We start from the raw sequence: 13,005 nt of genomic DNA on the forward strand, positions 1-13,005 counted from the left end.
AAAAAGAAGTGAGGAGGGGGCTGGATCAGGCGGGCAGGCGCCGACAGCCCATGCTCGTGACGCGCACGTAGTCCACGTGGCGGCGGCGGACGAGCATCGGAAGCATGGGCCAAGAGTACTGCCCTGTGCCGGATACGGGTGTGGCCCGGCTCACCCGGTCAGAACTTGCCCCACACGCACACGGTGCGGTGGCCGCCCAGCGCATCGGCGAGCAGGGTGCGGAAGTCCTCGCCGAACTCGGGCCAGTTCCAGAACTCGAAGCCCAGGTGGGCGAAGGCGAAGTAGTCGTGGGCCCAGGTCCAGTCCGGGAGCGGGACCGGGGTGGCGCAGGCGGGGCAGGTGACGTCGGCCGCTCCGGTCGCGTGCCAGCGGTCCATGGCCGTGCCGTACGGCTCCCAGGCCGCGTCTATTCGGTCGTACTCGTCGGTGTAGAGGCGGGTGGTGGTCGTGCAGCGGGGGCAGCGGACCCACTCGGGCTCGCCTTGGCCGCCGTGGAAGATCGTGCGCCCGGTGTACACGGTCAGGCCGTCGGACGGTTTCCAGTCGGCGTCTGCCGGGTCGACCGCCCGGTGCCAGTGCGGGCCGGGCAGGTGGTGGCCGAAGGAGCGGTCGGTGCGCTCGGCCAGCACGATGCCCTCGGTCACGAGCCGGTCGAGGACGTGCTCGGCGAGCCGCGGTGCCTCGGCGGCGGTGGCGTCCAGGTCGACGATGGTCTGAAAGTGGTCCCCCATGCCCGCAACCGTAGCCGCCGCCACTGACAACGGCTCAGCCGAGGGCCTGTTCGAGCAGGTCGGCCCACTGGGCGACGACCCGTGCGCGGCGGGCGGTGTCGTCGGTGAGGAGGTTGGCGAGACCGAGGCCGCGGGCCATGTCGAGGAGGCCCTGGACGGTTTCGCGGACGCCGGGGCGCCTCTCGTCTGCGCCGAGGAGGTCGACGGCGATGCGGTGGGTCTCGCGGCCGACGCGGGCCTCCAGTTCGGTCACGCGGGTGCGCAGCTGGTCCTCGTTGGAGGCGGCGACCCACAGGTGCAGGGCGGCGCGGAAGAGGGGGCCGGTGTAGAGGTCGACGAGGGCGGCGACGACGGCGCGGCGGTCGGCGGGGCCGGCCGGGAAGAGTTCCCGCAGGGCGGTGGAGCGTTCTTCGGCGACGTATTCGACGGCGGCCGTGAAGAGGTCCTCGCGGGTCGGGAAGTGGTGCTGGGCGGCGCCGCGGGAGACGCCGGCGCGTTCGGCCACGACGGCGACGGTGGAGCCCGCCCAGCCGTGTTCGGCCAGGCAGGCCACGGCGGCCTCCAGGAGCCGCTGCCGGGTGGCCCGGCTGCGGTCCTGTTTGGGGCTGCGGTCCGGCTTGGGGTTCGGGTCCTGCCGGGCCACGCCGTCGCGTTCCGCCGTCGTGCTCATCCGGTCACACCACCCATGCCGCGTCCCGTCTTTCCAGGAAGGCCGTCATCCCCTCCCGGGCCTGGTCGGAGGAGAACAGCCGGGCCGAGAGCGCGGTCAGCGCCGCCGCGTCCCGGTCGAATGTTTCCAGCACCCTAGCCGTGAGCAGCTGTTTCGTCTCGGTCAGGGCCTGCGGGGAGGAGCGGCGCAGGCCGTCGAGGATGGGGGCGAGGGCGTCGTCGACGTCGTCGGCGGTCGTCGTCAGCAGGCCGAGGCGTACGGCCTGAGCCGGGTCGAAGCGCTCGCCGGTGAGGTAGTGGCGGGCGAGGGCACGGGGGTCGGTGCGCGGGATGACCGGCAGGGAGATCACCGCGGGGGCGACGCCGATGCGGACCTCGGTGAAGGCGAAGGTGGCCGTGGTGGAGGCGGCGGCGATGTCGCAGGCGGCGAGCAGGCCGAGGCCGCCGGCGCGGACGTGGCCGGTGACGCGGGCGACGACCGGCTTGGGCAGTTCCACGATCTGCCGGAGCAGGGCGACCAGGGCGTCGGGGTCGGGCGGGTCGCGCAGGTCGGCGCCGGCGCAGAAGGTGGAGCCGGTGTGGGTGAGGACGACGGCGCGTACGCCGGGGTCCTCGCCGCAGTCGGTGAGGGCGGCGGCGAGGTCGGAGACGAGGGCGGCCGAGAGGGCGTTGCGGGTGTCGGTGGCATCGAGGCTGAGGGTTTCGACGGCACGCGCGCGCGTGCGGCTGATCGATGTCACGGCAGCTCCCTCAGTTCCCGGCGCAGGATCTTGCCGGAGGCGGCGCGGGGGACGGCGTCGATGAAGGTGACCCGGCGCACGCGTTTGTAGGGGGCCACGCGTTCGGCGACGTACCGCATGATCTCGTTCTCGGTCGGTTCGCCGGCGGTGTCGGCGCGGCGGACGACGAAGGCGTGCGGGACCTCGTTGCCGTCGCCGTCGTAGGTGCCGATGACGGCGGCGTCGGCGATGCGTGGGTGGGTGAGCAGCAGGGCCTCCAGTTCGGCGGGGGCCACCTGGAAGCCCTTGTACTTGATGAGTTCCTTGACCCGGTCCACGACGTACAGCCAGCCGTCCTCGTCGGTGTGCCCGACGTCTCCGGTGTGCAGCCAGCCGTCGGCATCGATCATCGCGGCGGTGGCGTCGGGGCGGCCGAGGTAGCCCTTCATCACCTGGGGGCCGCGGATCAGGATCTCGCCGCTCTCGCCGGTGCCGAGGTCCTTGTCGGGGTCGTCCAGGGAGACGATCCGCATCTCGGTGCCGGCGATGAGCCTGCCGACGGTGCCGGCGGGGGCGTCGTGCAGCCGGTCGAGGGGGACGACGTGGGTGCCGGGGGACAGTTCGGTCATGCCGTAGGCCTGGCCGATCGGGGGCAGGCCGAGGCGCTGCGAGCAGGCGCGGGCGAGCTGGGCGTCCAGCGGGGCGGCGGCGCTGATGACGTACTTCAGGCCGGAGAGGTCGTAGCGGGCGACCGCCGGGTGCTTGGCGAGGGCGAGGACGATCGGCGGGGCGACGTACAGGCCGGTGATGCGGTGCTTCTCGATGGCTGCGAGGAAGGTCTCCAGGTCGAAGCGGGGCAGGACGACGACCGTGGCGCCCTGGCGCAGGGGCGCGTTCATCAGGGCGGTGAGGCCGTAGATGTGGAAGAACGGCAGTACGGCGAGGATGCGGTCGCCGGGGGCGGCCGGTACGGCGGGCGCCAGCTGGGCGAGGTTGGTGGCGATCTGGCGGTGGGTGAGCATCACGCCTTTGGGGATGCCGGTGGTGCCGGAGGAGTACGGCAGCGCGGCGACGTCCTCGGCCGGGTCGAACGCGATCTCCGGTTCGGGGGCGGCGGTGGCGAGCATGTCGGTGAGGGAGCGGTGGCCGGGCGCGCTGTCGCAGACGAATATCTCCCGTATGCCGCCCGCGAGTTCGGCGGCGCGGCGGGCAGTCTCCAGCAGGGGTGAGACGGTGACGATCCAGCGTGCCCTGCTGTCGCCGAGCTGCTTGGCGAACTCCTCGGGCGTGGCGAGCGGGTGCACCGTGGTGACGGAGGCACCCGCGCGCGTGGCGGCGTAGAAGGCGGTCGGGAAGGCGATGGTGTTGGGGCTGTGCAGGGCGAGGACGTCGCCCTTGCCGACGCCCGCGTCAGCGAGTCCGGCGGCGACGCGCCGGTGGAACCGGTCCACCTGCTGGTACGTGAGTGTGGTGCCGTCCGTGCCGTCGATGAGCGCGGGGTGCTCGCCGAACTCGGCGGCACGTCCCAGGACGGCCTCGTGGATCGGGAGTGTTACGGGCGGAACGTCTGCGTACTCGCTGCGGAACACGGTTCCTCCAGGACGGTCGGCGCGGTCGCCTAGTACGACTTGGGCAGGCCCAGGGTCTGGTGAGAGACGTAGTTGAGAATCATCTCCCGGCTCACCGGGGCAATACGAGCCACGCGCGCGGCCGTTATCAGCGAGGCGAGTCCGAACTCGCGGGTGAGCCCGTTGCCGCCGAGGGTGTGCACGGCCTGGTCGACGGCCTTCACGCAGGCCTCCCCGGCCGCGTACTTGGCCATGTTGGCGGCCTCGCCCGCGCCGATGTCGTCGCCGGTGTCGTAGAGGTGGGCCGCCTTCTGCATCATCAGCCGGGCCAGTTCCAGGTCGATGTGGGCCTGCGCCAGGGGGTGGGCGATGGCCTGGTGGGCGCCGATCGGGGACTTCCAGACGGTACGGTCGCGGGCGTACTCGACGGCCTTGGCCAGGGCGTAGCGGCCCATTCCGATGGCGAAGGCGGCGGTCATGATCCGCTCGGGGTTCAGCCCGGCGAACAGTTGCAGCAGTCCGGCGTCCTCGTCGCCGACGAGTGCGTCGGCGGGCAGCCGTACGTCGTCCAGGACCAGCTCGAACTGCTTCTCGGCGGCGCCCAGTTCCATGTCGATCGGGCGCCTTTCGAAGCCCTCGGCGTCCGTCGGGACGATGAACAGGCAGGGCTTGAGGCGTCCGGTGCGGGCGTCCTCGGTACGGCCGACGATCAGGACGGCGTCCGCGATGTCGACGCCGGAGATGAAGACCTTGCGGCCGGTCAGCAGCCAGTCGGTGCCGTCCTTGCGGGCGGTGGTGGTGATGCGGTGGCTGTTGGAGCCGGCGTCGGGTTCGGTGATGCCGAAGGCCATGAGGCGGGTGCCGTCGGCGATTCCCGGGAGCCACCGCTGCTTTTGGGCCTCGGTGCCGAAGCGGGAGATCACGGTGCCGCAGATGGCGGGCGAGACCACCAGCATGAGCAGGGGGCAGCCCGCTGCTCCCAGCTCTTCGAGGACTATGGAGAGTTCGGCGATGCCGCCACCGCCGCCGCCGTACTCCTCGGGGAGGTTGACGCCGAGGTAGCCGAGCTTTCCGGCCTCGGTCCACAGTTCGGTGGGGGGTTTGCCCGCGGCGACGGCCTGGACGAGGTAGTCGCGGCCGTAGCGTTTGCCGAGGGCGGCCACCGCCGAGCGGAGGGCTTTGTGCTCTTCGGTTTCGATGACGGGAGACATGAGGCTCCTAAGAAGAGGTTTCCTGCACTACGGCGAGCAGGGTTCCTGGTTCCACCTGCCGGCCGGTCCTGGCGTGCAGCGCGGTCAGCGTTCCCGTGACCGGCGCCGAGATCCGGTGCTGCATCTTCATCGCCTCCAGCCAGATCAGCGGCTGGCCCGCCTGGACGGCCGCCCCCTCCTGAAGGCCCTCGGCGACGCGGACGACCGTGCCCGGCATCGGTGCCAGCAGGGAACCCGGTGCGAGCTGGGCGGTGGGGTCGGGGAAGCGGGGCAGGGCGGTGAGGCGGGTGGCACCCACGTAGACCTCGTCGCCGTAGCGGGCGACGGTGTACTTCCGTTCCACGCCGTCCACTTCGAGTACGACCACGCGCGCGTCGGCGTGCACGACCCGCACTCCCTCGGCCGCGAGGCCGTCCCTCGCGTGCCGGTAGCGGACCTCGTGCTCCTCCCCCGCGACCGCGTACCGCTTCACCTGCGGCTGTGAGGGAACGTTGCGCCAGCCGCCGAAGCGGGAGCGGCCGTGGGCGTCGGCGAGGGCGGCGGCCAGGGGGGCGTACGGGTCGGGCGCCGGGGTGGCCAGGGCGGGCAGGTGGCGGTCGTAGAAGCCGGTGTCCATGCGGCCGCTCGTGAACTCCTCGTGGCGCAGGGAACGCACGAGGAGGTCCCGGTTGGTGAGCGGGCCGTGCAGATCGGCCCGCTCCAGCGCGCCCGCGAGCCGGCGGATGGCCTCCGCGCGGGTGGGCGCGTGGGCGACGACCTTGGCGAGCATCGGGTCGTAGTGGACGCCGATGGTGTCGCCGTCGGTGTAGCCGGTGTCCAGGCGGACCCCGTCCGGTACGGCGAGGTGGTGCAGGGTGCCGGTCTGCGGGGCCCAGTCGTGGGCGGGGTCCTCGGCGTACAGGCGGGCCTCGACGGCGTGGCCACGCGCGCGTGGCGGGTCTTTTTCCAGGGCCCCGCCCTCCGCGATGCGGATCTGCTCGGCGACCAGGTCGATGCCGAACACCGCCTCGGTCACGGGGTGTTCGACCTGGAGGCGGGTGTTCATCTCCAGGAAGTGCGCGCGGCCGTCGGCGACGAGGAACTCGACGGTGCCGGCGCCGGTGTAGGCGACGGCGGACGCGGCCTGTACGGCCAGCGCGTACAGGTCCTCCGTGAGCTGCTCGGACAGGCCGGGCGCCGGGGCCTCCTCGACGACCTTCTGGTGGCGGCGCTGCAGGGAGCAGTCGCGGGTGCCGAGGGGCCGGATCGTGCCGTGGGTGTCGGCGAGGATCTGGACCTCGACGTGGCGGCCGTGCTCCAGGTAGGGCTCGATGAACACCTCGCCGTCGCCGAAGGCGCTCGCGGCCTCGGCGCGCGCGGCCTCCAGGGCGGCGCTCAGCTCCTCCAGGCGGCGCACGATCCGCATCCCGCGCCCCCCGCCGCCGGCGGCCGCCTTCACCAGCACCGGCAGGTCGGCCTCGGTGACCTCCTGCAGGGGCGTGAGGCCCATCAGTTCCTTGGCGCGAGTCTTGGACGCCATCGCCTCGATGGCCTCCGGGGAGGGGCCGATCCAGGTCAGGCCGGCGTCGAGGACGGCGCGGGCGAAGTCGGGGTTCTCGGAGAGGAAGCCGTAGCCGGGGTGCACGGCGTCCGCGCCCGCGGCGAGGGCCGCCTTCACGAGCAGGTCGCCGCGCAGATACGTCTCGGCGGGCGCCGCGCCCGGCAGCCGTACCGCCGTGTCGGCCACGCGCGCGTGGAGCGCGTTCTCGTCGGCGTCCGAGTGCACGGCGACCGTCCGGATCCCCAGCTCACGGCAGGTGCGGAAGATCCGGCAGGCGATCTCGCCCCGGTTGGCGACGAGCAGTGTCGTAATCACGTGATGCCTCACATCCGGAAGACGCCGAAGCCGCCGCGCACGCCCTCGTAGGGCGCCGTGTGGAGGGCGGACAGGCACAGGCCGAGGACGGTGCGGGTGTCGCGCGGGTCGATGACGCCGTCGTCGTACAGCCGCCCGGACAGGAACATCGGCAGCGACTCGGACTCGATCTGCTGCTCCACCATGGCGCGCAGAGCGGCGTCCGCGTCCTCGTCATACGGCTGTCCCTTCGCCGCCGCCGACTGGCGGGCGACGATCGACAGCACGCCGGCGAGCTGCTGCGGGCCCATGACGGCGGACTTGGCGCTCGGCCAGGCGAACAGGAAGCGGGGGTCGTAGGCCCGCCCGCACATGCCGTAGTGCCCGGCGCCGTACGACGCCCCCATGAGCACGGACAGGTGCGGGACCCTGCTGTTGCTGACCGCGTTGATCATCATCGAGCCGTGCTTGATGATCCCGCCCTGCTCGTACTCCCTGCCGACCATGTAACCGGTGGTGTTGTGCAGGAAGAGCAGCGGGATGTCGCGCTGGTTGGCGAGCTGGATGAACTGGGCGGCCTTCTGCGACTCGGCGCTGAAGAGCACGCCCTGGGCGTTGGCGAGCACCCCCACCGGGTAGCCGTGCAGGGCCGCCCAGCCGGTGACCAGGCTGGTCCCGTAGAGCGGCTTGAACTCGTCGAAGTCGGAGGCGTCGACGATCCGGGCGATGACCTCGCGCGGGTCGAAGGGGATCTTGAGGTCGCCCGGGACGATGCCCAGCAGTTCCTCCGGGTCGTACTTGGGAGGCTCGGCGGGGCCGGGATCCGGGTACGCCTTGCGGTGGCCCAGCCGGGCCACCACACGGCGGGCCTGCCGCAAGGCGTCCGGCTCGTCCACGGCGAAGTAGTCGGCGAGGCCCGACACGCGCGCGTGCATCTCGGCGCCGCCCAGGGACTCGTCGTCGCTCTCCTCGCCGGTGGCCATCTTCACCAGCGGCGGCCCGCCGAGGAAGACCTTCGCCCGCTCCTTGACCATGATCACGTGGTCGGACATGCCCGGGATGTAGGCGCCGCCGGCGGTGGAGTTGCCGAAGACGACCGCGATGGTCGGGATGCCGGCGGCGGAGAGCCGGGTGAGGTCGCGGAAGATGGCGCCGCCGGGGATGAAGATCTCCTTCTGGGAGGGCAGGTCGGCGCCGCCCGACTCCACCAGGGAGATGCAGGGCAGCCGGTTGGCGAGCGCGATGTCGTTCGCCCGCAGGGCCTTCTTCAGGCTCCACGGGTTGCTCGCGCCGCCGCGCACGGTCGGGTCGTTGGCGGTGATCAGGCACTCCACGCCCTCGACCACGCCGATGCCGGTGACCAGCGAGGCGCCGACGGTGTAGTCACTGCCCCAGGCGGCCAGCGGGGACAGCTCCAGGAAGGGCGTGTCCGGATCGAGCAGCAGCTCGATCCGCTCGCGCGCGAGCAGCTTGCCCCGCTTGCGGTGCCGCTGGATGTACTTCTCGCCGCCGCCCGCGAGCGCCTTGGCGTGCTCGGCGTCGAGTGCGGCGAGCTTGGCGAGCATGGCCTCGCGGTTGGCCCGGTAGTCGGGACCGGCCGGGTCCAGGGCCGAGGTCAGGACGGTCACAGCAGGGCCTCCGGGATGTCCAGGTGGCGGGAGCGCAGCCATTCGCCGAGGGCCTTGGCCTGCGGGTCGAAGCGGGCCCGCGCGGCGACGCCCGCGCCGAGGATGCCCGCCACGACGAAGTTCAGGGCGCGGAGATTCGGCAGCAGGTGCCGGGTGACGGGCAGGTCCCGGCTCTCGGGGATCAGCTGCCGGAACCTTTCGGCGGTCAGCTCGTGCGCGAGCCACCGCCAGGCCTCGTCGCTGCGGGCCCAGACGCCGACGTTGGCGTTCCCGCCCTTGTCCCCGCTGCGGGCCCCGGCGACCAGCCCGAGGGCTGCGCGACGGGTCGGACCGGGCGGGAGGGGGTCAGGGAGCGGTGGGGCTGGTACGTCGTCCAGGGGCTGAGTGTCCTGGGGCACCGGCACAGGGATACGGCGTCCGTCGTGGAGGACGGCCAGATGGGCGACGGCACCATGGGGGACGTACACATCCTCGAAGACCCCATAAGGCGAGCCCTTCCCCGGTGGGGAGAGCACATGGAAGCCCGGGTAACTGGCCAGCGCCAGCTCCACGGCCGCCCCGCTCAGCGCCCGACCGACGACCCGTTCGTCCGGATCCCGTACGACGAGCCGCAGCAGGGCGCTCGCGGTCTCCTCGGTGTCGGCGTCGGCCCGGTCGGTGCGGACCAGCTCCCAACGGACCTCGTCGGGCGGCGACTTGGCGAGTGCGTCGGTGAGCTGCGCCCGCACCAGCGCGGCCTTGGCCTCGATGTCGAGTCCGGTGAGGACGAAGACGACCTCGTTGCGGAAGCCGCCGAGCCGGTTGAGCCCGACCTTCAGCGTGGGCGGTGGCGCCTCGCCCCGCACGCCCTCGATCCGCACTCGGTCCGGCCCGTCCTGGCTCAGCCGTACGGTGTCCAGCCGGGCGGTGACATCGGGCCCGGCGTACCGGCCGCCACCGGTCTCGTACAGCAGCTGCGCGGCGACCGTGCCGACGTCGACCAGGCCGCCGGTGCCGGGGTGCTTGGTGACGACGCTGCTGCCGTCGGCGTGGACCTCGGCGAGCGGGAAGCCGGGCCGGTGTACGTCTCCCTCCCGGAAGAACGCGTAGTTCCCGCCGGTGGCCTGGGTCCCGCACTCCAGCACATGCCCGGCGACGACGGCGCCCGCGAGCCGGTCGTGGTCCGTGGGGCCCCAGCCGAAGTGGGCGGCGGCGGGCCCGGTGACGAGGGCCGCGTCGGTCACCCGTCCGGTGACGACGATGTCCGCACCGGCCCGCAGGCACGCGGCGATACCGAAGCCGCCGAGGTAGGCGTGGGCGGCGAGCGCGCCGGGGTGGGAGGCGGCGATGTCGTCGCCCTCGACATGCGCGACACGGACCGGGATGCCCAGGCGGCCGGCCAACTCCCGGACGGCATTCGCGAGTCCGGCCGGATTGAGTCCACCCGCGTTGGTGACGATCTTCACTCCGCGCTCGTGGGCGAGGCCGAGGCAGTCCTCCAGCTGGCGCAGGAAGGTGCGGGCGTAACCGGCGCCGGGATCCTTCAGCCGGTCGCGGGCGAGGATCAGCATGGTGAGCTCGGCGAGGTAGTCGCCGGTGAGGACGTCGACCTCGCCGCCGGTGAGCATCTCGCGCAGGGCGTCGAAGCGGTCGCCGTAGAAGCCGGAGAAGTTGCCGATGCGCAGCACTGTCATGCCGGGGCCCCCTTCGGCGGGCGGCCGCCGCCGGACGGACCCGCGAAGGCCTGCGCGATGTCCAGCCAGCGGTCGGCGTCCGGGCCGACGGCGCTCAGGGCGAGGTCCACGCGGTGGGCGCGCTGGGTGACGAGGAGGCAGAAGTCGAGGGCGGGGCCGGTGACGCGCTGCGGGGCGTCCTCGGGGCCGTACGCCCACAACTCGCCCGTCGGCGCCACGAGTTCCACGCGGAACTCCTCCGCGGGCGGAGTGAGCCCGTGCACGGTGTGGGCGAAGTCCCGGGTGCGAACCCCGAGTCGGGCCACATGCCTGAGCCGGTCGGTGGGGGTGCGGGCCACACCGAGGGCGTCGGCGATGTCCAGGCCGTGGGCCCAGGTCTCCATGAGGCGGGCGGTGGCCATGGAGGCGGCCGACATGGGCGGGCCGTACCAGGGGAAACGGGCGCCGGGCGGGGCCTCGCGCAGGGCCCGGTCGAGGGCGATGCGCCCCTCGCGCCAGGCCGCCAGCAGCTCGGCGGACGTGCGCCGGGCGCCTTCCTCCGCCCCCTCGTCCACGAAGGAGTCGGGGGTGGCGAGCGCCTTGCCGACCAGTGCGCGGAAGGCGTCCGCGTCGGTGACGGCGATCAGCGCCGACCGGTCGGTCCAGGCGAGATGGGCGATCTGGTGGGCGACGGTCCAGCCGGGGGCCGGGGTGGGCAGTGCCCACTGCCCGGGGTTCAACTCGGCCACGAGCAGGTCGAGTTCCTCGCTCTCGGCACGCAGGTCATCGATGACGGGCGTCGGGTCGGCCATGGGGGGAGCATGGCAGTGGACACAGAAACAATCAAGCGTGCTTGCATGAATTTGGGCGGCCGGTTTCGCCCGCTTCCCGGGAAGGGGCCCTCACACCGCTTCCACCGGCGGATACACCGGCTCCCAGCGCGCCGCGCGCACCGCCGCCTCGACGTCGGCGCCGTCCAGACCGGCCCGGGCGACGCCGTCCGCCATCGCCGCGCGGACCACGGCCACGGCGACCGCCTCCGACGTGCCGCGCAGGTCCCGGATGGGCGGCAGGACCGGCGCGTTCAGCCGGGCCACGTCGCTGTCGCCGGTCCGGCGGGCCACCGCGTCCGCCGCCGCGCGGAGCATGCGGTCGGTGATGCGGGAGGCCCGTGCGACGATCGCGCCGAGGCCGAGACCGGGGAAGACGAGGGCGTTGTTGGCCTGCCCGATCTCGTACGTCGTCCCGTCCCGCTCGACCGGCGGGAAAGGGCTGCCGGTGGCCACCAGCGCGTGCCCGTCCGTCCAGTCGAGCAGGTCGGCCGGGGTCGCCTCGGCGAGGTGGGTGGGGTTGGACATGGGCAGGATGATCGGGCGCTCGGTGTGCCGGGCCATCTCGCGGACGATCGGCTCGGTGAAGGCGCCGCTCTGGCCGGAGGTGCCGATGAGGATGGTGGGACGGACCCTTCGGACCACCTCGTCGAGGGGGATGCCGGGCAGGCTGTCGTCGCGCCGCCAGTCGGCGACCTCGTCGGCGGGGCGGGCGTAGGGCTGCTGGAAGTCGCGGAGCTTGTCGCCCTGGCCGTCGGTGAGCAGCCCGTACCGGTCGACGCACCAGAAACGGGCGGTGGCCTCGGCCGGGGACAGCCCCTCGGCGACCAGGGCGTCCCGGAGCTGGTCGGCGACGCCGATGCCGGCGGTGCCCGCGCCGAAGACGACGATCCGGTGCTTGGGCAGGGGCACACCGGCGGCGCGTACGCCGGACAGGACGGCGGCGAGGTTCACGGCGCCCGTGCCCTGGATGTCGTCGTTGAAGGTGCAGACCCGGTCCCGGTAACGGTTCAGGATCCGGCGGGCGTTGGCGGTGCCGAAGTCCTCCCAGTGCAGCAGGGCGTTCGGGAAGAGTTCGGTCGCGGCGCTGACGTAGGCGTCGATGAACGCGTCGTAGGTCTCCCGGTCGGCGCGGGGGTGCCGGTTGCCGAGGTAGAGGGGGTTGTCGAGGAGTTCCTTGCGGTTGGTGCCGACGTCGAGCATGACCGGCAGGGTGCGGCGCGGGTCGATGCCGGCGGCGGCCGTGTAGACGGCGAGCTTGCCGACCGCGATGTCGATGCCGCCCACGCCCCAGTCGCCGATGCCGAGGATGCCCTCGCCGTCGGTGGCCACGATCAGATCGACGTCGTCGGCGCCGCGACCGCTCGCGCGCAGGGAGCACTCGATGTCATCGGGGGCGTCCACGGAGAGGTAGATGCCGCGCGGGCGGCGGTACTCGTGGCTGTAGCGCTCGATGGCCGTGCCCACGGTGGGCGTGTACACGATGGGCAGCATCTCTTCGAGGTGGTCGCCGACGACCCGGTAGAAGAGCGTCTCGTTGCGGTCGTGCAGCGCGGCCAGATTGACGTTCTTGGCCAGGTCGCTCGGCTGCGCCCGGTACTGGGCGTAGGCGCGCTCGGCCTGCTCGTCCTGGGTGAGCACGTGGGGCGGGACCAGCCCGACGAGGTCCAGGGCCCGGCGCTCGGTCTCGGTGAACGCCGTCCCGCGGTTGATCCGGGGGTCGGCGAGTACGGCACGGCCACGGGCGGTGATCTTCAGCGGACGAGGAGCGGGATCGCTGTTGCCGGTCACGAGACCACTTTTCCACACATCCGGCTCCGGTGTGCACCGCAATGGCTACTCTCTGTTACTGAGCCGGTCAGGCGGACCGGGTGGTCCGGGCCGCGCGGGCATACGGCGGTGATCGGACGGCCGCGCAGCGGGGCCCATTAGGATGCGCTGCCTGCGGTGCATGCCGGGTGCGTCGCGTGGGGGAGGGATCCAGTTGAGATTGAAGGCTCCCCTCCCTTGAAGGGAGGGGATTGGTCACCCTCCAGGGCTGAGCGGGGATTTACGGCTCAGGCCGCCACCGGAGCCGGCGGCTCGGGTGGTCTTACGCCCTCGGCACCGTCCGGGTTCCAACCTGCCCGGACCAGCATCACGCGGGCGGAGTTCTTGTCCCTG

General features: G+C 72.6%; 10 protein-coding genes and 1 pseudogene. All 11 read right to left on the minus strand.

Translation table 11 applies throughout. The features are described 5' to 3' along the window. Positions 1 to 158: 158 nt before the first annotated feature. Complete coding sequence (locus tag ACIBJF_RS17265; protein ID WP_399174527.1) at positions 159 to 731, minus strand: hypothetical protein; 573 nt, start codon at positions 729 to 731, stop codon at positions 159 to 161. Positions 732 to 765: 34 nt separating this feature from the next. Continuing rightward, positions 766 to 1,401 carry a TetR/AcrR family transcriptional regulator gene (locus ACIBJF_RS17270; protein ID WP_399174528.1) on the minus strand — a complete coding sequence of 212 codons (636 nt, stop codon included), beginning with the start codon at positions 1,399 to 1,401 and terminating at the stop codon, positions 766 to 768. A gap of 4 nt (positions 1,402 to 1,405) precedes the next feature. Further along, positions 1,406 to 2,140, minus strand: coding sequence for an enoyl-CoA hydratase family protein (locus ACIBJF_RS17275; protein ID WP_399174529.1), 735 nt, complete (start codon positions 2,138 to 2,140; stop codon positions 1,406 to 1,408). Next, positions 2,137 to 3,708: a 4-coumarate--CoA ligase family protein gene (locus tag ACIBJF_RS17280; RefSeq protein WP_399174530.1), complete on the minus strand. Its 1,572-nt coding sequence runs from the start codon at positions 3,706 to 3,708 to the stop codon at positions 2,137 to 2,139. The genes ACIBJF_RS17275 and ACIBJF_RS17280 overlap by 4 nt, the downstream gene beginning before the upstream one ends. 29 nt (positions 3,709 to 3,737) lie before the next feature. Then, the gene (locus ACIBJF_RS17285) at positions 3,738 to 4,898 is read right to left on the minus strand and encodes an acyl-CoA dehydrogenase family protein (RefSeq protein ID WP_399174531.1); all 1,161 of its coding nucleotides are present in this window, start codon (positions 4,896 to 4,898) and stop codon (positions 3,738 to 3,740) included. Positions 4,899 to 4,905: 7 nt separating this feature from the next. Continuing rightward, positions 4,906 to 6,753 (minus strand): biotin carboxylase N-terminal domain-containing protein, encoded by a 1,848-nt coding sequence (locus tag ACIBJF_RS17290; protein WP_399174532.1) that lies wholly within the window; start codon positions 6,751 to 6,753, stop codon positions 4,906 to 4,908. Positions 6,754 to 6,761: 8 nt separating this feature from the next. Further along, positions 6,762 to 8,360, minus strand: coding sequence for an acyl-CoA carboxylase subunit beta (locus ACIBJF_RS17295; protein ID WP_399174533.1), 1,599 nt, complete (start codon positions 8,358 to 8,360; stop codon positions 6,762 to 6,764). Next, positions 8,357 to 10,033, minus strand: a complete 1,677-nt coding sequence (locus ACIBJF_RS17300; RefSeq protein ID WP_399174534.1) for an acyclic terpene utilization AtuA family protein — start codon at positions 10,031 to 10,033, stop codon at positions 8,357 to 8,359. The genes ACIBJF_RS17295 and ACIBJF_RS17300 overlap by 4 nt, the downstream gene beginning before the upstream one ends. After that, positions 10,030 to 10,824 carry a TIGR03084 family metal-binding protein gene (locus ACIBJF_RS17305; RefSeq protein WP_399174536.1) on the minus strand — a complete coding sequence of 265 codons (795 nt, stop codon included), beginning with the start codon at positions 10,822 to 10,824 and terminating at the stop codon, positions 10,030 to 10,032. Before ACIBJF_RS17305 ends, ACIBJF_RS17300 begins: the two co-directional genes overlap by 4 nt. 90 nt (positions 10,825 to 10,914) lie before the next feature. Continuing rightward, positions 10,915 to 12,633: an NAD-dependent malic enzyme gene (locus ACIBJF_RS17310; protein WP_399174537.1), complete on the minus strand. Its 1,719-nt coding sequence runs from the start codon at positions 12,631 to 12,633 to the stop codon at positions 10,915 to 10,917. A 266-nt stretch (positions 12,634 to 12,899) separates the two neighbouring features. Continuing rightward, positions 12,900 to 13,005: pseudogene (locus ACIBJF_RS17315) on the minus strand (RNA-guided endonuclease TnpB family protein); the annotation flags it as partial.

The organism is Streptomyces sp. NPDC050743, assembly GCF_044456925.1.
GTDB lineage: Bacteria > Actinomycetota > Actinomycetes > Streptomycetales > Streptomycetaceae > Streptomyces.

Coding starts and splice junctions, on each gene's coding strand:
- ACIBJF_RS17285 (WP_399174531.1), bottom strand. CDS start 4,898: ATGTCTCCCGTCATCGAAACCGAAGAGCACAAAGCCCTCCGCTCGGCG.
- ACIBJF_RS17265 (WP_399174527.1), bottom strand. CDS start 731: ATGGGGGACCACTTTCAGACCATCGTCGACCTGGACGCCACCGCCGCC.
- ACIBJF_RS17300 (WP_399174534.1), bottom strand. CDS start 10,033: ATGACAGTGCTGCGCATCGGCAACTTCTCCGGCTTCTACGGCGACCGC.
- ACIBJF_RS17270 (WP_399174528.1), bottom strand. CDS start 1,401: ATGAGCACGACGGCGGAACGCGACGGCGTGGCCCGGCAGGACCCGAAC.
- ACIBJF_RS17305 (WP_399174536.1), bottom strand. CDS start 10,824: ATGGCCGACCCGACGCCCGTCATCGATGACCTGCGTGCCGAGAGCGAG.